Below are 18556 nucleotides of genomic sequence, written 5' to 3' on the forward strand. Positions count from 1 at the left end.
TCTCCGTTTTATCGCGTCCAGATTCATATGGGCTATAGCTTAACGCGCTTTCCGGCAATCCGTTAAGGCTTCGGCTACGCTTATCCTGAAACCGGGAGGTGGGGAATGGACAAAATCGTTTCTGACGAAAGCGCCAGCCGCGACGTGCCGGTGCGTGAGCATATGCATGCCCAGCGCATAGAGTGGCGCATTCAGCAGGGCGGCAACTGGCTGCTGTTTGCAATCGTGTTGATTGCGCTACTGGGCGGTTTTTCCGATGGCTGGCTGAGCGAAACCTCAGCGACCAATCCGGAGAAAAGCCTGACGGTGGAGTATCAGCGTTTTCTGCGCGCCGAGAGCGATGAGCCTTTCGCGCTGCGCATTCAGGGGCCGAAAAATCAGCCGGTGACAGTCGCGTTCGGTGGCGATTTCCCCGATCGCTTCGTGCTGCAAACGCTCCAGCCACAGCCGGTAGTGACCCATACCGGACAGCATTCACTGACGCTCACTTTTGCGCCGACGCCGGATGGCGCTCACGCCGTCTGGATAGTGACGCAGCCGCAGTCGGCAGGGCGCGTTACCTCTACCGTGACGCTTGAAGGCGCATCGCCGGTCCATCTGAATCAGTGGGTTTATCCGTAGGAGAACATCATGGATAGCGTATTACGCGCCGCAGGCATGTATTTTTTGTTGCTGGTGGTGCTGAAAATCGCTGGTCGCCGCACGTTGCTGGAGATGAACTCGTTTGATTTCGTGCTGCTGTTAATCATCAGTGAAGCCACCCAGCAGGCGCTGCTCGGTAACGACTTCTCCTTTACCGGTGCGGCGATCACCATCATTACGCTGATTGTGCTCGATATTCTGCTGAGCTATGTGAAAAACGCGTTTCCGCGACTCGATCTGCTGCTCGACGGCTCGCCGCTCATCCTGGTAGAAAATGGCCGTCTGCTGACGGCGCGCATGAAAAAAGCGGGGATCTCGCGGGAGGATATTTTAAGCTCGGCCCGCACCAGCCAGGGGATCGAGCGGCTGGAAGAGATAAAATTCGCCATCCTTGAGAAAAATGGCAAAATCTCCATTATTCCCGCCGACAATCAGGAGTCGTAATGCCAGTCTGGGTGGATGCCGATGCGTGTCCGAAAGTAATTAAAGAAGTGCTGTTCCGCGCCGCCGAGCGCACCGAAACACCGGTGATTCTGGTGGCGAACCAGCCGCTGCGCGTGCCGCCGTCAAAGTTCATCCGCGCCCGCCAGGTGCCCGCCGGTTTTGACGTGGCGGATAACGAAATTGTGCGCTGCTGCGAGCCAGGCGATCTGGTGGTCACGGCGGATATTCCGCTGGCAGCGGAAGTTATCGTCAAAGGCGCGGTGGCGCTAAACCCACGCGGCGAGCGCTATAGCGAGGCCACCATGCGTGAGCGCCTGACGATGCGCGATTTTATGGATACGCTGCGCGCCAGCGGCATCCAGACCGGCGGCCCGGATGCCTTAAGCCAGCGCGACCGCCAGCAATTCGCTGCTGAACTCGATAAGTGGCTCAGCGGCAGAAAACGCCAGGCTTAAACCCAGTTATCGTCGTCACCGCCGAAATCGTCGCCGCCAAAGTCATCGCCTGCGAAATCGTTATTCCAGTCTTCGTCGCTGCTGGCAGGCACGTAGTCGTTGCCGTTGTCCTGCTGCAGCCCGGCGTCCTGGTTCAGGAACTGGCTGTCATCCGCCTGGTTGTAATCTTCAACGGCGTTGACCGGGCTGTTATCCGCCGGTTGCGCGGGTTCGTTGATGATATTGACGATCTCCTCCGGCTGGTGGTGGCTGAACATGCTGGTCAGCATATTGCCGAGCACCACGCCACCCGCCACGCCGGCAGCGGTTTGCAGTGCGCCCGCCATAAAGCCGCCACCGCGTGGGGCGTTATTGTAATACTGGGGAGCAGCCTGCTGCGGGGCGTAACCTGCCTGCGGTGCGCTCTGGTACTGCTGCGCGCCGGGGATGGGATCGGAGCCGCGCGGCGTGGCCTGCGGGCGCGGGGCTTCCGGCTCGCTCTTGTTGCCGCCAAAGAGGCCAGCCAGGAAACCGCCGCTGCTCTGCTGGCGGCTCGCCGACTGCTTAAGCTGCGCCACTTCCGCTTCGAGCGCCTGAATACGGCCGTTAAGCTGTTTCATGGCCGCTTCCTGGATAAGAATGGTTTGCGCCATGTAATAGGCGGCACCCGGCTGGTTGCGCATATGCTGCTCAATCCAGCGCTCAGCGTCCGCGTCGCGCGGCGCGCTGTTTTCACCGGCGGCTTTGAGTCGGTCAAAAAGCCCGTCAATCAGACGTTGCTCTTCAGATTGCATGATTCATCCCCCTGTCATTGAACGCGTCAATAGTTAAGTCTGGAGAAAAATCGGCGCTTGTAAATATCCGGCGCGTAAAGGAAATAAGAAATATGTAACCGGGTGCGGCGGATAGCGGGGTTGTGTTCAGTGGGCGCTTTCAAGTATGGTGGGCGCGCCTGACGAACGCCCGTCAGTGGTATCGTGGCTTTACACCCTTAAAACGAAAGAAGGGTTGTCCTGCGCGGAATATCGCTGTGTCCGGACTCTTTTGTAAGTTTAAATTTACGCCTGTCTTATGTACTAGTTTGTTGTTAAACTCACGGCTTACGGCCTGCTGTCTAACCCTTTCGCCGCAGGCGGAAGGCGAGGTAATCCATCCATGAATCAACCCATTTATTTAATCGGCGCGCGCGGCTGCGGAAAAACCACCACCGGCGAGGCGCTGGCACGCGCGCTGGCGTACGGCTTTACCGATACCGATCGCTGGCTGCGGGAACATACGCAGATGACAGTCGCTGAAGTGGTGGAGAAAGAGGGCTGGCCGGGTTTTCGCGCCCGTGAAAGCGAAGCGTTACAGGCGGTCACCGCGCCCGCGACGGTCGTGGCGACCGGCGGCGGCATGGTGCTGCGTGATGAGAACCGCGAGTTTATGCGCGCGCATGGGGTGGTGATTTATCTCAACGTACCGGTTGAGGTACTGGCGCAGCGGCTTGAAGCCTTCCCGGAAGCAGGGCAGCGCCCGACACTTACCGGCAAGCCGGTGACGGAAGAAATCGCCGACGTGCTGGCGGTGCGCGATGCGCTCTATCGCGAGTGCGCTCACCATGTGATTGACGCCGCCGACGCGCCCGCGGTTATCGTCTCTCGTATTATTGACGCGCTGCAGGTTGCCCACGCCAGCTAACTGACGGGATTGTCTATACTTAACGCTTCTGACCGATAAACAAGGAAGCGCTATGCCGACCAGACCCCCTTATCCGCGCGAAGCGCGCGTGGTTCCCGTTGAAAAAGGCGTGCCGGGCAAAACCGTCACTAGTTATCAGCTCCGTGCCGATCACCCCGAGCCGGATTCGCTTATTAGTGAACACCCTACCGAGCAGGAAGCGCTGGACGCCAAGCGCCGTTACGAAGACCCGGACAAATCCTGACCCCGACCAGCGGAAAGCGCGCGCGTTACGCTGCGCTTTCCGCCACTCCGAAAATGAGTCGTTACCGCTTTGCATCACACCTTTCATCCAAACCTAATGTTAACGATACGTTATGATTATTGTTAAGCGGCAGAGGGCTTTTTTCTCCGGATAAGGCCCGGAAGCTGCTACGCTTTGTGATCCATCTTTCGCTTGTGCTCAAGTTCCGGGCGAAAGGTGTCGTTAACTGTTTGAGAAGCTGTAAACCAAGGCGATAAAAATGCGTGCGACTCTGGCCATACTTACCATCGGCGTAGTGCCCGTCAGTGAGATCCTTCCGCTGTTAACCGAACATATCGATGAACAGCACATCACCCATATCAGCCTGATGGGGAAACTGTCGCGCGCCGAGGCGATGGACGATTATGGCGCGTCGGGCCATGAAGAGACGATCATCACCATGCTCGCCGATGGTGAAAAAGCGACGGTATCGAAAGCCAAAACCGAAAGGGCGCTGCAAAGCGTGATTGAAGTGCTCGATAACCAGGGTTATGACGTCATTTTACTGATGAGTACGCAGCGTTTTTCGGGGCTTCGCACGCGCAACGCGATACTGCTGGAGCCCGAACGCATTATTCCGCCGCTGGTCGCTTCCATTGTCGACGGGCACCAGGTAGGCGTGATTGTGCCGATTCCGGAGCTTATGGATATCCAGGCGCAGAAATGGCAGGTGCTGGAAAACCCGCCGCTGTACGCGCTGGCGAACCCGTTTTACGGTACAGAAGATGAGCTGGTTGGTGCCGGGCGCGATCTGCTCGCGCGTGGCGCGGATGTATTGCTGCTCGACTGCCTCGGCTTTCATCAAAAACACCGCGATCTGCTGCAAAAAGCGCTGGATGTGCCGGTATTACTCAGTAATGTCCTGGTGGCGCGTCTCGCTTCCGAACTGCTTATCTGAGCCGTTGTCACAATTTGCGTGACAGCGCTCCGGCTGGCCCTCTATATTGTTTTTCCAACCATTTTTTCAGTAAGGGCCTGCTTATGCTTCAGAGTAACGAATACTTTTCCGGTAAAGTGAAATCTATCGGCTTCACCAGCAGCAGCACGGGCCGCGCAAGCGTCGGCGTGATGGCGGAAGGGGAGTACACCTTTAGCACGGCCCAGCCGGAAGAGATGACGGTGGTCAGCGGCGCGCTGCATGTGCTGCTGCCGGGCGAAACCGAATGGAAAACGTATGAAGCGGGGCAGGTGTTTCATGTGCCTGGGCACAGCGAGTTTCATCTGCAGGTGGCCGAGCCGACATCCTATCTCTGCCGCTACCTGTAAGCGCGCCGCCCCGGGCGGGGCGACGCGAGCGACTTAACGCTGGGCTTCGCCGCCCAGCGCTTCCACTAAGTTCTGGATCAGCGCCGCCAGTTCGCCGGTCATCAGCGTGAAATCGGCGTCAAAGCGTTGCGCCACATCTTCACGGGCGATGTCGTCGTTCTGATCGCGAAGCTCATCGGCAAATTTCAGGCGTTTCAGCGAGCCGTCGTCGCATAACATAAACTGCACGCGCTGTTGCCAGTCGAGCGCCAGTTTGGTGACGACTTTCCCTGCTTCGATATGCACCGCGATTTCGTCGCTTACCAGCTCCTGCTTTTTACAGCGGATCACGCCGCCATCTTCCAGAATGGCCTTTAGCTCCGCTTCGTCCAGCAGCTGAAAACCCTGCGGCACATTATTGGCGCGCACCCATTCGGTAAGCGTCAGCTCAATCGGGTTTTCCAGCGTCAGCGGCACCACCGGCAGCGAGCCGAGGCTTTTACGCAGCAGCGCCAGCGTATCTTCCGCTTTTTTGGCACTGGCGCAGTCCACGACGATAAGCCCGCTGGTGGTATCGATCCACATCATGGTCTGGCTGAAGCGGCTGAAGGCGCGCGGCAGCAGCGAATGCAGCACTTCATCTTTCAGCGAATCTTTTTCCGTCTTTTTAAGCTTGCGGCCCTGATCGGCCTCCAGACGGGCGATTTTCGCCTCCAGCGCCTGTTTGATGACCGGCGCTGGCAGAATTTTCTCTTCTTTGCGCGCGCAAATCACAATCTGGCCGTTGGCGGCGTGGGTAAGCGCGTCGCTGCCGCCGCCCATGGGCGGCACCCAGCCGGTTTTCGCCATATCCTGGCTGCCGCACGGGGTGAAGGTAAACGCAGCTAACTGTTTTTCCATCTCATCCGCACGCAGCGCGGCGTCGCGGTTTAAACGGTAAACCATTAAATTTTTGAACCACAGCATGTTAATTTCCACGGCCTGGTAGTTAAACGCAGCGGGCATGATAACGAATCAGCCGCGGCGTTTCATTGCCTTTCACGGGCAGGTTATCTACTCTCCTGGTAAGTCATTGAATATGAGGAAGCAGACGTGCGTATTGGGATCGATTTAGGCGGCACCAAAACCGAAGTGATTGCGCTTGGCGATGACGGCGAGCAGCGCTTTCGCCACCGCGTGCCGACGCCGCGTGACGACTACCCGCAAACCATCGAGACGATAGCCGGTCTCGTGGAGCTTGCCGAAAAAGAGACCGGCGAGCGCGGCACTGTCGGCGTCGGCATTCCGGGTACGCTCTCGCCGTATACGGGCGTCGTTAAAAACGCCAACTCCACGTGGCTGAACGGTCAGGCGCTGGATAAAGACCTCAGCGCGCGGCTTTCTCGTGAGGTGAGGCTCGCCAACGATGCTAACTGCTTTGCCGTGTCGGAGGCGGTCGATGGCGCGGCGAAGGGCGCGCAGACGGTCTTTGCGGTTATCATCGGCACCGGCTGCGGCTCCGGCATCGCGCTTGGCGGCATGAGCCATATCGGGGCCAACGGCAACGCGGGCGAGTGGGGCCATAATCCGCTGCCGTGGATGGATGAAGACGAACTGCGCTACCGGGAAGAAGTGGTGTGTTACTGCGGCAAGCAGGGCTGTATCGAAACCTTTATCTCCGGCACGGGCTTTGCGACCGACTATCATCGCTTAAGCGGCCAGCCGCTTAAGGGCAGCGAAATCATCCGGCTGGTGGAGGCGCAGGACGCGCTGGCGGAGCTTGCGCTCAGCCGCTACGAGATGCGGCTTGCGAAATCGCTGGCGCATATCGTCAATATTCTCGACCCGGATGTGATTGTGCTGGGAGGTGGCATGAGCAACGTCGACCGACTCTATAAAACCGTGCCGCCGCTGATGAAACACTGGGTGTTTGGCGGCGAGTGCGAAACGCCGGTGCGCAAAGCGGTGCATGGCGATTCGAGCGGCGTGCGCGGTGCGGCGTGGCTCTGGCCGGTGGTGCGTTAATATAAAAAGAAAGGGGCGCAACGCCCCTTTTTATCGGCCTTAATCGACCTGATATTCGCGCGCCAGGCGGCTCACGCCAAGGCCGTTAATCTTTCTGACCTTGATCTGCACCGGGATACGCTCTTTCATCGCCTCCACGTGGCTGATGACGCCGATGGTTTTGCCGCTGGCGTTCAGCGCGTCAAGGGCATCCAGCGCCGTATCAAGCGTCTGGGCGTCCAGCGTGCCGAAGCCCTCATCCAGAAACAGCGAATCGATGCGGGTTTTATGGCTCACCAGATCCGAGAGCGCCAGCGCCAGCGCGAGACTCACCAGGAAGCTTTCGCCGCCGGAAAGCGTGCGGGTGTCGCGCACCGCGTCCGCCTGCCAGGTGTCGACAACTTCCAGTTCCAGATCCTCACTCAGCTTGCGTTTAAGCAGGTAGCGGCCATGCAGGCGCGTCAGCTGGTTATTGGCGAGCCATACCAGATTATCCAGCGTCAGCCCTTGTGCGAACTTACGGAATTTATCGCCTTTCTGCGAGCCGACCAGATGGTTGAGCTGGCCCCATTCGTCGGCCTCGCGCCTGGCCTCGTCAATCTGGCCAAGAAGCGCTGCCAGTTGCGTACGGCTCTCTTCATCCTGGCGTAACTGCTGGCGCAGTTCCCCCTGGCGCGTGGTGTTATCGCGCAGTTGCTCCGTGACCGCCGCGAGCGCGGCTTCGCTCTGCTGAGCGTCAGCCTGTTCTTCCAACGATTCCGGGCGCGCGCCCAGGTGGCGCTCCAGCGCCTGCTGCGCCTGCGCAAGCAGCGTGTGCTGCGTTTCGCGCTCGCGCTCCAGCCGCTGTTTTTGCGCTTCGAGCTGGCTGCGGGTGGCGTCATCCAGCAGGGCGGCGAGAAACGCCGCTTTATCCGCAAACGGGCTTGCGGCGAGCGCCGCCTCGAACGCCTGCACGGCGCTCTGGTAGCGCGCGCGCTCCTGCAGAAGCTGCGCGCCGAGCGTCTGCCACTGCGCTTCCAGCGATAAACAGCGCGTATGGATCTCCTGGCCCGCGCGCGGCAGTTCGTCTGCGGCGAGCGACGCCGCCGGCGCGTCGCCTTCCTGTGGCAACAATGCCAGCAGCGTTTCGCAGGCGGCCAGCTGTTCGCGCAGGCGCTGCTGGCGCTCGTGATGCTGCTGCCAGCGGCGCGCCTCTTCTTCGCGTTCGGCGAACCACGGCGCGGGGTTGTCATCATCCGGCGCGGGCAGGCCAAAGGCGTCAAGCTGGTCGCGCAGCGCCGCCTGCTGCGTCTGCCAGGCCGCTTCCAGCGATGTGACCTGACGCTGCGTGCCTTCAAGCGTGGCCTCCAGCATCTGACGCTCGCGCAGCAGGTGCAACTGCTGTTCGCGGCGGGTCTGCTCGTCAAGCCAGGGGGTGAGATCGTCGCCCGGTGTCTGGGTGAGACCTGCCGCCGCGCAGAGCGTCTGCCATTGTGAGGTGAGCGCTTGCTCTTCTTCCAGCAGGCTTGCCGCTTCGCTTTCCTGCTGCTGGCGCTGTTTCATCAGCGCATCGAGCTGGCCGCGCAGCGCCGCGCCCTCGGTGCCGAGCTGCTCTTTCTCCTGCTCCAGTTGCGCAAGACGCAGGCGGCTCGCGTCGGGCTTCAGCGCCTGATACGCCTCCACGGCCGGGTGCTCGGTCGCGCCGCACAGCGGGCAGGGGCTGCCGGGTTGCAGGCGCGCGCGCTCCTCAACGAGGCTCGCGATACGCTGCTCCAGATCGCAGACTGCTTTCGCGCGCTCCACCTCCTGTTGTTTAGTTTTGTAATCCTGACGCTTTTGCGCCAGCTGCTGTTCGGCGTGCTGAATTTGCGTTTGCAGCGCGCTGTTCGTCTCCTGCAGGCGCGCTTTACGGCGCGTCAGGGGCGCAAAGGATGACTGGAGCGTTGCAAGTTGCTGGCGCAGCGGGCGCTGCTCGTTAAGCTTAGTCAGCGCCTGCGCGGCGTCCTCCGGCGAGAGCGTAAGCCCGGCGTCCGGCATCGCGTCGCGCTTGCGGCGGGTGGCGTCGAGCGTCTCGTTCAGCGCGCGTAGCTGGTCGCGGTCGCGTTTCTGCTGCGCCAGCACCGCGCGCCAGCCCGCGAGCTCGCTGCTCCAGAGGCGAAAGCGGTCATGCTCCGTCAGCCACTGGCCAAGTTGTGTGAGTTCTGCCGTCTGCGCCTGCGCCTGTTGCGCGGCGGCCTGGCGGATCTCCCGGCGGCGCTGCTGGCTTTCCTGTAAGCGAACGCTTACTTCTTCATGCTGACGACCGGTGGCGGTAAGAGCGGTTTCCAGCTCCTGACAGCGCAGCCAGGCCGGGCGCAGTTTTTCCGCCGGTAGCGCCGCTTCAAGCCGCGCGAGGTCCGGCGCGGCGGCCTGTAGTGCTTGATCTGCCGCCGCCGCCGCATGGCGCGCCGCGTCGAGCGCGCTGGCAAGCGCGGTACGCTGCGTCAGCCACAGGTGTTCTTGCTGTAACTGGCGCTGGCGGGCAAGCAGCGTTTTTTCCTCGTCAGTGAGCGCCTGCAAACCTGTGGTTAAGCTTTCCCGTTGCGCTTCGTCCAGCAGCCGCACGCCCTGCGCCTGCGATTCAAGCTTCTCAAGCTGGCTGCGGGCTTCTTTATGCTGTTCGAAAATACGCGCCGAGACCTGACCGTAGATTTCGGTGCCGGTCAGCTCTTCCAGCAGTTCGGCGCGCGCTTTGGCTTCGGCATTGAGAAACGCGGCAAACTGCCCCTGCGAGAGCATCATCGAACGGGTGAAACGGTCGTAATCCAGCCCCGTCAGCGCGGCAATTCTGTCGAGTTTGTCTTTGATTTTATCGGCGACGATTTTGCCGTCTTCGCAGCGCGCCAGCTCCACGCGCGGCGCCTGCAAGTTACCGTCCGGCTGGCCGCGCGCGCGGCTCTGGCTCCAGAAGGCGCGCCAGGCGACGCCTTTGACTTCAAACTCCACTTCCGCCAGACACTCGGCGGTGTCGCGCGTCATCAGGTCATTCTGGCTTTGCGACAGCGCGTTCAGGCGCGGCGTGCGGTGGTAGAGCGCAAGGCAGATGGCGTCGAGCAGCGTGGTTTTGCCTGCGCCGGTCGGGCCGGTAATGGCGAAGAGCCCGTTGCTCGCGAACGGTTCGGCGGTAAAGTCGATTTTCCATTCGCCTTTCAGCGAGTTCAGGTTTTTTAGCCGCAGGGTTAAGATTTTCATGCCTCGTCCTCCTCGTGCAGGCTCTCCAGCGTGCGGGCGAAGAGCGTGCGCAGGCGCGCTTTCTCCGGCTCCTCAAGCGCCTCCAGCTCCAGGCGGCGTTCAAACACCTCTTCCGGCCCCAGCTCGCTGAGCGTTTCGGTGCTCAGCGTGCCGAGCGCGCGCTCGCGCATTTCGCGGCTGCGACGCAGAAGGACAACCTCCACCGGCAGGCTTTCGGTGAGCTGGCTTATCTGACGGTGCATATCATGCAGAAACTCGCCGGTGTCGATTTCGATATCGAGCCAGACTTTTGGATCATCCGGCGCGTCGCGCCACTGTTCGAGCTGCGCGGTAATGGATTCCAGGCTGCCTTTCAGCACCGCCAGCGGCTGGCTGACCGGCACCGGCAGGGCCGTGACGTCGCGCAGTTTGCCGTCTGCAAACTCCACCAGATAAACGCTTTTCTCTTTGCCGGTTTCATCAAAGCTCAGCGCAATCGGCGAGCCGCTGTAGCGGATATGCTCGCAGCCCGCCACTTTCTGGGCGCGGTGAATATGCCCGAGCGCGATATAATCGGCGGGCGGAAAGCGGTCCGCCGGGAAGGCGTCGAGCGTGCCTATATAGATGTCGCGTACCGCGTCACTTTTGGTCACGCCGACAGTGGTCAGATGGCCGGTCGCGATAATCGGCAGATTACGGTCGCCGCGAAGCGCGCACGCGGCCTCATAGCTCTGCTGGTAGTGCAGGCTGATGGCTTCCAGCAGTTGCTGCTGCTTTTCACGGCCTGACTGCCCGCCAAGGCTTCGTAGCACGTCGCGCGGGCGCAAAAACGGCACCGGGCAGAGCACCGCGCCAGGTTCGCCGTCGCGGCGGTACAAAAGCGTGGCCTGCGTTTCTGGCGTAAGCTGCGCGCTGGCGATAACGTGGGTATTGAGGCAGGCCAGCAGTTCGCGGGATTCATTGAGCGTTGCCACCGAATCGTGGTTGCCGCCGAGCACGATAAGCGGGCAGTTCGCCGCCTGGAGTTTGACCACAAAGCGGTTATAGAGCTCACGCGCATAGCTTGGCGGCGCGCCGGTATCGAAGATGTCGCCCGCGACGATAATCGCATCTACCTGATGCGCAACCGCTGCCTCCAGCAGCCAGTCGAGAAAGGCTTCATGTTCGGCGGCGCGGCTTTTAGCGTAAAAATTTTGACCAAGATGCCAGTCTGAGGTATGCAGAATACGCATGGGATGCCCTGTGGCGAAAAAGCGAGAAGGGGATTATAAACATCCAGTACGGCGGGTGTCCTGTTTCGTCGCGCCGCCGGGTTTAACCGCCTGCGCTGACAGGTCATCTTACGGTCATCTTTTTCATAAATCTGTCATAAATCTGACGCATAATGGCGCCGCATAACATACTGTTTACTTTATTTAACAGGGCGAATCATGGCGAGACGTATTCTGGTCGTTGAAGATGAAGCACCTATCCGCGAGATGGTGTGTTTCGTACTGGAACAAAACGGCTTCCAGCCGGTGGAAGCGGAAGATTATGACAGTGCGGTGAATCAACTCAATGAGCCGTGGCCCGATCTGATTCTGCTGGACTGGATGCTGCCCGGCGGATCGGGGATCCAGTTTATTAAACATATCAAACGCGAAGCGCTGACCCGTGAGATCCCTGTGGTGATGCTGACCGCGCGCGGCGAAGAAGAAGATCGCGTGCGTGGCCTGGAGACCGGGGCTGACGATTACATTACCAAACCGTTCTCCCCGAAAGAGCTGGTGGCGCGTATTAAAGCGGTTATGCGCCGTATCTCGCCGATGGCCGTTGATGAAGTCATCGAAATGCAGGGCTTAAGCCTCGATCCGTCATCGCACCGCGTGATGACCGGCGAAAACCCCCTTGATATGGGGCCGACCGAATTCAAGCTGTTACACTTCTTTATGACGCACCCGGAGCGCGTTTACAGCCGCGAACAGCTGCTGAATAACGTCTGGGGCACCAATGTCTATGTGGAAGATCGCACCGTGGATGTGCATATCCGCCGCCTGCGTAAGGCGCTGGAGCAGAGTGGTCATGACAGAATGGTTCAGACGGTGCGCGGTACGGGTTATCGGTTCTCAACCCGTTTTTAAACCCAAAACAGGAGTGTGACGCGTGCTGGAACGGCTGTCATGGAAAAGACTGGTGCTGGAGCTGTTGCTCTGCTGTATCCCGGCGCTGGTGCTCGGGGCGATATTCGGCTATCTGGCATGGTTTTTACTGGCGGCGGTGACCGGATTGCTTATCTGGCATTTCTGGAATCTGCTGCGGCTTTCCTGGTGGCTGTGGGTGGATCGCAGCATGACGCCGCCGCCCGGCAGCGGGAGCTGGGAGCCGCTGCTCTACGGCCTGCACCAGATGCAGTTGCGCAATAAAAAACGCCGCCGCGAACTGGGTAATCTTATCAAACGCTTTCGCAGCGGCGCGGAATCCCTGCCGGACGCCGTGGTGCTGACCACGGAAGAGGGCGTCATCTTCTGGTGTAACGGCCTTGCGCAACAGCTTCTCGGCCTGCGCTGGCCGGACGATAACGGCCAGAACATCTTAAACCTGCTGCGCTACCCGGAATTCACCAGCTATCTGCGCGGCAAGGAGTTCAACCGGCCATTGCATCTGGTGCTCAATAACGGGCGTCATCTTGAGTTTCGCGTGATGCCGTACAGCGAAGATCAGCTGTTAATGGTGGCGCGCGACGTCACGCAGATGCATCAGCTCGAAGGCGCGCGGCGCAACTTCTTCGCTAACGTCAGCCATGAGTTGCGCACGCCGCTCACCGTGTTGCAGGGGTATCTGGAGATGATGCACGAGCAGACGCTCGAAGGGCCGCTGCGTGAAAAAGCGCTGCACACGATGCGCGAGCAGACCTTCCGCATGGAAGGGCTGGTGAAACAGCTACTCACGCTCTCGAAAATCGAGGCGGCGCCCGCGATGCAGCTTAACGAAACCATCGACGTGCCGATGATGCTGCGGGTGGTGGAGCGCGAGGCGCAGACGCTGAGCCAGCAGAAGCATACCTTCACGTTTGAGGTCGATCCGCAGCTTAAAGTGCTGGGCAACGATGAGCAGTTGCGCAGCGCGATTTCAAACCTGGTGTATAACGCGGTCAACCATACGCCCGCCGGGACGCACATCACGGTGCGCTGGGAGCATGTGGCGAACGGCGCGCGCTTTAGCGTGGCCGACACCGGGCCGGGGATCGCCGCGGAGCATATCCCGCGCCTCACCGAGCGTTTCTATCGCGTGGATAAAGCACGCTCGCGCCAGACGGGCGGCAGCGGGTTAGGGCTTGCGATTGTGAAACATGCGCTGACGCACCACGACGCGCGTCTGGAGATTGAAAGTACGCCCGGCAAAGGCACCACGTTTTCGTTCCTCCTGCCGGAGCGGTTAATCGTCTCCGCGCCCGCCAAAGCCGTTTCCGACGTGTAATTCGTAAAGCTTCCTTTCCAGGGCCAGCCATAAGCTGGCCTTATTCATTTTTTCGCCGCCTCTGAACGCTTTTTTCAGCGTTTGACGCTTTTTTGCTCGCGCGAATCGCCGGAGGTTTTTTACGATTTTAGATTTTATCACTGCTCTGAAACTTAGATCTGGCATAAAGGTCTGGTTTTACGATCCCGTCTTGCCTTTAAACGTTATAAGCGTTTAAATTGCGCCCCTGCTATTGCCAGACCGACTGTTTTTACCTGGTAAATCGAAAAACAATTCTTCGCCAGCGTAATCGGGAAGCATATCCCGCTGTCAGCTCTGCAAATAGCCGCGTTTTCGTCAGGTGACTGGCGATAAAAAATTAGTCAATTTCAACACCACATCCACAGGCAGTAAATCTTATGACCCATCGTTTAAAATCGCGCGACATTATCGCACTGGGGTTTATGACCTTTGCGTTGTTTGTCGGCGCGGGCAATATCATTTTCCCTCCCATGGTTGGTTTGCAGGCCGGTCCGCATGTCTGGACGGCGGCGATCGGCTTTCTTATTACCGCCGTGGGTCTGCCTGTGCTGACTGTGGTGGCGCTGGCGAAAGTCGGCGGTGGCGTTGACAGCCTGAGCCATCCGATTGGCCGCGTCGCGGGCATTCTGCTGGCGACGGTGTGTTATCTGGCCGTCGGGCCGCTGTTCGCGACGCCGCGCACCGCGACCGTGTCGTTTGAAGTGGGCATTGCGCCGCTCACCGGCGACGGCGCGCTGCCGCTGCTCATCTACAGCCTGGTCTATTTCGCGCTGGTGATTCTGGTGTCGCTCTATCCGGGCAAACTGCTGGATACCGTGGGCAACTTCCTGGCCCCGCTGAAAATCATCGCGCTGGTGGTGCTGTCGGTGGCGGCGATTGTCTGGCCGGCGGGCGATATCAGCGTGGCGACAGATGCCTATCAGAAAGCGGCGTTTTCTAACGGCTTCGTGAACGGTTATCTGACGATGGATACGCTCGGCGCGATGGTGTTCGGGATTGTTATCGTCAACGCGGCGCGTTCACGCGGCGTGTCTGATTCTCGTCTGCTGACGCGCTACACCATTTTCGCGGGCCTGATGGCGGGCGTCGGCCTGACGCTGCTCTACCTGGCGTTGTTCCGTCTGGGCTCTGACAGCGCGACGCTGGTGGATCAATCCGCCAACGGCGCGGCGATTCTGCATGCGTATGTTCAGCACACCTTCGGTGGTGCGGGCAGCTTCCTGCTGGCGGCGCTGATCTTCCTCGCGTGCATGGTGACGGCGGTCGGCCTGACCTGCGCCTGCGCCGAGTTTTTCGCGCAGTATCTGCCGCTCTCTTACCGCGCGCTGGTGTTTATCCTGGGTCTCTTCTCGATGGTGGTGTCGAACCTTGGCTTAAGCCAGCTGATTCAGTTCTCCATTCCGGTGCTGACGGCCATCTATCCGCCATGTATCGCACTCGTTGTGCTGAGCTTCACCCGCGGCTGGTGGCATAATTCGGGCCGTGTTATCGCCCCGGCGATGGCGGTCAGTCTGCTGTTTGGTTTGATTGATGGGGTGAAAGCCTCCGCGATAAGCGGTATCCTTCCGGCCTGGACTCAGAAACTGCCGATGGCGGATCAGGGGCTGGCCTGGCTGCTGCCGACCGTCGCGATTACGCTGGCGGCGGCGCTCTGGGATCGTGCGGCCGGACGGAGCGTGACAACCACCGCTCACTGATCGTCGGTTGATTGTTGAACCACGGGGCCTGGCTCCGTGGTTTTTTATTGTATGACGTGGTACTGGAAAGATGGAAAACGAGAACAAGCTCAAGCGCGGATTGAGTGCAAGACACATCCGCTTTATGGCGCTGGGTTCAGCGATTGGCACCGGCCTGTTTTACGGCTCGGCGGACGCCATCAAAATGGCGGGTCCGAGCGTACTGCTGGCTTACATTATCGGCGGCGTGGCGGCGTATATCATCATGCGCGCGCTTGGCGAAATGTCGGTGCATAACCCGGCGGCGAGCTCATTTTCTCGCTACGCGCAGGATAACCTCGGCCCGCTTGCAGGCTATATCACCGGCTGGACCTACTGCTTTGAAATTCTGATTGTCGCCATTGCCGACGTCACCGCGTTCGGCATCTATATGGGTGTCTGGTTCCCGACGGTGCCGCACTGGGTCTGGGTGCTGAGCGTGGTGCTTATCATCTGCGCCATTAACCTGATGAGCGTGAAAGTCTTCGGCGAGCTGGAGTTCTGGTTCTCGTTCTTTAAAGTCGCCACCATTATCATCATGATCGCGGCCGGTATCGGCATCATTGTCTGGGGTATCGGCAACGGTGGTCAGCCGACCGGCATCCATAATCTCTGGAGTAACGGCGGCTTCTTCGCGAACGGCTGGATTGGCACCGTCATGGCGCTGCAAATGGTGATGTTCGCCTACGGCGGCATCGAGATTATCGGCATCACCGCCGGTGAAGCGAAAGATCCGGCCAAATCCATTCCGCGCGCCATTAACTCTGTGCCGCTGCGTATTCTGGTGTTTTACGTCGGCACGCTGTTCGTGATTATGTCTATCTACCCGTGGGATGAAGTCGGCACCAACGGCAGCCCGTTTGTGCTCACTTTCCAGCATATGGGGATCACCGTTGCGGCGGGCATTCTGAATTTCGTCGTGCTGACGGCCTCGCTGTCGGCGATTAACAGCGATGTGTTTGGCGTGGGCCGTATGCTGCACGGCATGGCTGAGCAGGGCAGCGCGCCGAAAGTGTTCGCCAAAACCTCGCGCCGCGGCATTCCGTGGGTGACGGTGGTGGTGATGTGCTTTGCGATGCTGCTGGCGGTGTATCTCAACTACATCATGCCGGAAAACGTCTTCCTGGTGATTGCGTCACTCGCGACCTTTGCGACCGTCTGGGTCTGGATAATGATCCTGCTCTCGCAGGTGGCGTTCCGTCGTCGCCTGAGCGCGGATGAAGTCAAGGCGCTGAAATTCAAAGTGCCGGGCGGCGTGGCGACGACCATCGTCGGCCTGATTTTCCTGGCGTTTATCATCGCGCTGATTGGCTATCACCCCGATACCCGCATTTCGCTCTACGTCGGTTTCGCGTGGATTGCGCTGCTGCTGGTGGGCTGGGTGTTTAAACGCCGCCGCGACGCCCGTCTTCGTGCATAACGCTCCCTTCCATCCCCGCCGCCTGGCGGGGATGTCGTTTTCGCTCTACGCTCACTTCTGTTTCTCCGCCTCCCGTCTCCTCCCCCAATAAAATCCAGAATGAGGAAGGCGCGCGGTTGCCCCTGTGGAAAGATGCGCCTGTTTTCTGTCGATTAAGGATCAAAGTGTATGTTGAATGCCTGGCATCTCCCCGTTGCGCCCTTTATTCACCGGCAGGGGGAGAAATTACTCATTACCCTCTGGCTTGCGGGCAACGCGCTGCCGGAAAAGGTCATGCTGCGTTACGAGCGCGATAACGAAGAAACGCCCTTTGAAATGAAGCGCCTGACCGCCGCGCCGCATCCGCAGGTCAGCGCGTGGCAGGCGAGCATTCCGCTCGGCGACGGCCAGCCGCGCCGCCGCTACTGCTTTAAGCTCTTATGGGCCGATCGCCAGCAGTGGTTCAGCACGTTGGGGCTTGCGGAATTCCCACCCGCGCGGCTGGCGCTGTTTGCCATCGACGCGCCGGACGACGGCCCGCAATGGGTGCAGGATCAGGTGTTCTACCAGATTTTCCCGGACCGCTTCGCCCGCAGCACGCCGCGCGGCGCGCAGCAGGATAACATCTATTTCCACCACGCCCAGGGCCACGACATCATTCTGCGCGACTGGCATGAGCCGGTCAGCGCAGAGGCGGGCGGCTCGACGTTTTACGGTGGCGATCTCGACGGTATCTGCGAAAAACTGCCGTACCTGAAAAAACTCGGCGTCACGGCGCTTTATCTCAACCCTATCTTCAGCGCGCCGAGCGTGCATAAATATGACACCGCCGATTATCGCCACGTCGATCCGCAGTTCGGCGGCGATGAAGCGCTGCTGCGCCTGCGTGAAAAAACGCGTGAAGCGGATATGCGCCTGATTCTGGACGGCGTCTTTAACCACACCGGTGATACGCACCCGTGGTTCGATCGCCAGAATCACGGCACCGACGGGGCGTGCCATCACCCGGATTCGCCGACGCGCAACTGGTACACCTTCGCCGAGGACGGTCACGCCTTCTGCTGGCTCGGCTACGACAGCCTGCCTAAGCTCGATTTCGCCGAGCGCGGCGTGATGGAAGAGATTTACGCAGGCGAAGAGAGCGTGGTGAAGCACTGGCTGAAAGCGCCGTGGAGCATCGACGGCTGGCGGCTCGATGTGGTGCATATGCTCGGGGAAAACGGCGGCGCGAAAGCAAACCTGCGCCACGTTGAGGGGATCACCCGCGCGGCCAAAGCCGTAAACCCGCAGGCGTTTGTCTTCGGTGAGCATTTCGGCGACGCGCGCCAGTGGCTGCAAAACGACGTGGAAGATGCGGCTATGAACTACCGCGGCTTTACGACGCCGGTGTGGAGCTTTCTTGCGGGCGTCGATCACGGCCTTGAGCCACAGCAGCTTGACGCCGCCGACTGCGCGCGGTGGATGGATGAGTATCGCGCCGCGCTCTCGCACGAGCAGCAGTTGCGAATGTTTAACCAGCTCGACAGCCATGACACCGCGCGTTTTAAAACGGTCGCCAAAGGCGACCCGGCGCGCATCAGGGCGGCGGCGGTGTGGCTTTTCTGCTGGCCCGGCGTGCCGTGCGTTTTCTATGGCGACGAAGTGGGCGTGGAAGGCGGCAACGATCCGTTCTGCCGCCAGCCGTTCCCGTGGGATAAAACACAGCAGGACGGCGAGCTGCTGGCGCTCTATCAGCGGCTCGCGCGCCTGCGCCACCGCAGCCGGGCGCTGCGTTCCGGCGCGTGCCAGGTGGTGTATGCGAAAGGCGACGTCTTTGTGTTTACGCGTGTCTTCCGGCAGGAGCGGGTGCTGGTGGCGCTGAACCGCGGCGCGGCTTGTGAAATCACACTGCCGTTCTCGCCGCTCCTTGATGACCGGGCCTGGACGCGTGAAGAGGGCGACGCCGCGCTGGAAGGGCTGACGCTGCGGCTCGCCGCAGGCGCGGCGGTGATCCTGCATTCGCGATAAGCGTAACGAAACGCGGTAAAGGAATACCGCTTTTCATTCAGATATGGGAAAGTAGCCG

Annotated in this window: 17 protein-coding genes; 13 read left to right on the top strand and 4 right to left on the bottom strand. The window is 60.1% G+C overall.

Translation table 11 applies throughout. From position 1 onward, the window contains the following. Positions 1 to 105: 105 nt before the first annotated feature. Genes ACUW6V_RS16095 through ACUW6V_RS16105 form a run of 3 tightly spaced genes read left to right on the top strand, consistent with a single transcriptional unit; the run spans position 106 to position 1541 of the window. Positions 106 to 621, top strand: a complete 516-nt coding sequence (locus tag ACUW6V_RS16095) for a hypothetical protein (protein ID WP_007865122.1) — start codon at positions 106 to 108, stop codon at positions 619 to 621. A 9-nt stretch (positions 622 to 630) separates the two neighbouring features. Continuing rightward, a complete protein-coding gene (locus ACUW6V_RS16100; RefSeq protein WP_004386845.1) occupies positions 631 to 1086 on the top strand; it encodes a DUF421 domain-containing protein in 456 nt (151 codons plus the stop codon). Next, entirely contained in the window at positions 1086 to 1541 is a 456-nt protein-coding gene (locus ACUW6V_RS16105; protein WP_454038610.1) for a YaiI/YqxD family protein, read from the top strand. Before ACUW6V_RS16100 ends, ACUW6V_RS16105 begins: the two co-directional genes overlap by 1 nt. Here the strand turns inward: ACUW6V_RS16105 and ACUW6V_RS16110 are convergent. Continuing rightward, positions 1538 to 2314: a DUF2076 domain-containing protein gene (locus tag ACUW6V_RS16110; RefSeq protein ID WP_029039069.1), complete on the bottom strand. Its 777-nt coding sequence runs from the start codon at positions 2312 to 2314 to the stop codon at positions 1538 to 1540. The two genes, ACUW6V_RS16105 and ACUW6V_RS16110, sit on opposite strands and share 4 nt — an antisense overlap. Positions 2315 to 2675: 361 nt before the next feature. Here ACUW6V_RS16110 and aroL point away from each other — a divergent pair, with 361 nt between their 5' ends. The 4 genes from aroL to ppnP all read left to right on the top strand — a co-directional run bounded on the left by aroL (position 2676) and on the right by ppnP (position 4749). Then, positions 2676 to 3200, top strand: a complete 525-nt coding sequence (gene aroL, locus ACUW6V_RS16115) for a shikimate kinase AroL (RefSeq protein WP_104676253.1) — start codon at positions 2676 to 2678, stop codon at positions 3198 to 3200. Positions 3201 to 3252: 52 nt separating this feature from the next. Then, positions 3253 to 3444 (top strand): protein YaiA, encoded by a 192-nt coding sequence (yaiA, locus tag ACUW6V_RS16120; RefSeq protein ID WP_004386841.1) that lies wholly within the window; start codon positions 3253 to 3255, stop codon positions 3442 to 3444. Between the two features lie 259 nt (positions 3445 to 3703). Then, positions 3704 to 4381 (top strand): AroM family protein, encoded by a 678-nt coding sequence (locus tag ACUW6V_RS16125; protein WP_454038611.1) that lies wholly within the window; start codon positions 3704 to 3706, stop codon positions 4379 to 4381. An 83-nt stretch (positions 4382 to 4464) separates the two neighbouring features. Then, the gene (gene ppnP / locus ACUW6V_RS16130) at positions 4465 to 4749 is read left to right on the top strand and encodes a pyrimidine/purine nucleoside phosphorylase (RefSeq protein WP_004386838.1); all 285 of its coding nucleotides are present in this window, start codon (positions 4465 to 4467) and stop codon (positions 4747 to 4749) included. A gap of 33 nt (positions 4750 to 4782) precedes the next feature. Here ppnP and rdgC read toward each other — a convergent pair whose 3' ends face one another. Beyond that, positions 4783 to 5694, bottom strand: a complete 912-nt coding sequence (rdgC, locus tag ACUW6V_RS16135) for a recombination-associated protein RdgC (protein ID WP_004386837.1) — start codon at positions 5692 to 5694, stop codon at positions 4783 to 4785. Positions 5695 to 5820: 126 nt separating this feature from the next. On the opposite strand from rdgC, the gene mak reads away from it, so the two are divergent. Then, positions 5821 to 6732 (top strand): fructokinase, encoded by a 912-nt coding sequence (gene mak / locus ACUW6V_RS16140; RefSeq protein WP_454038612.1) that lies wholly within the window; start codon positions 5821 to 5823, stop codon positions 6730 to 6732. A 39-nt stretch (positions 6733 to 6771) separates the two neighbouring features. Here the strand turns inward: mak and sbcC are convergent, their stop codons facing one another. Both sbcC and sbcD read right to left on the bottom strand, forming a co-directional pair. Next, positions 6772 to 9921 (bottom strand): exonuclease subunit SbcC, encoded by a 3150-nt coding sequence (gene sbcC / locus ACUW6V_RS16145; RefSeq protein ID WP_454038613.1) that lies wholly within the window; start codon positions 9919 to 9921, stop codon positions 6772 to 6774. Beyond that, positions 9918 to 11132 (bottom strand): exonuclease subunit SbcD, encoded by a 1215-nt coding sequence (gene sbcD / locus ACUW6V_RS16150; protein WP_454038614.1) that lies wholly within the window; start codon positions 11130 to 11132, stop codon positions 9918 to 9920. Before sbcD ends, sbcC begins: the two co-directional genes overlap by 4 nt. A 198-nt stretch (positions 11133 to 11330) precedes the next feature. Between sbcD and phoB the strand changes: the two genes are divergently transcribed. The 5 genes from phoB (at position 11331) to malZ (ending at position 18498) form a co-directional block, all read left to right on the top strand. After that, positions 11331 to 12020: a phosphate response regulator transcription factor PhoB gene (phoB, locus tag ACUW6V_RS16155; RefSeq protein WP_004387771.1), complete on the top strand. Its 690-nt coding sequence runs from the start codon at positions 11331 to 11333 to the stop codon at positions 12018 to 12020. A 22-nt stretch (positions 12021 to 12042) separates the two neighbouring features. Beyond that, positions 12043 to 13356 carry a phosphate regulon sensor histidine kinase PhoR gene (phoR, locus tag ACUW6V_RS16160; protein WP_454038615.1) on the top strand — a complete coding sequence of 438 codons (1314 nt, stop codon included), beginning with the start codon at positions 12043 to 12045 and terminating at the stop codon, positions 13354 to 13356. Between the two features lie 398 nt (positions 13357 to 13754). After that, on the top strand, positions 13755 to 15074 hold the full coding sequence (gene brnQ, locus ACUW6V_RS16165; protein WP_004387769.1) for a branched-chain amino acid transporter carrier protein BrnQ: 1320 nt from the start codon (positions 13755 to 13757) through the stop codon (positions 15072 to 15074). A gap of 70 nt (positions 15075 to 15144) precedes the next feature. Further along, positions 15145 to 16512: a proline-specific permease ProY gene (proY, locus tag ACUW6V_RS16170; RefSeq protein WP_454038616.1), complete on the top strand. Its 1368-nt coding sequence runs from the start codon at positions 15145 to 15147 to the stop codon at positions 16510 to 16512. A gap of 168 nt (positions 16513 to 16680) precedes the next feature. Continuing rightward, positions 16681 to 18498, top strand: coding sequence for a maltodextrin glucosidase (gene malZ, locus ACUW6V_RS16175; RefSeq protein WP_454038617.1), 1818 nt, complete (start codon positions 16681 to 16683; stop codon positions 18496 to 18498). The last annotated feature ends 58 nt before the right edge of the window (positions 18499 to 18556 follow it).

Source organism: Cronobacter sp. 153480017-3 (genome assembly GCF_053627815.1).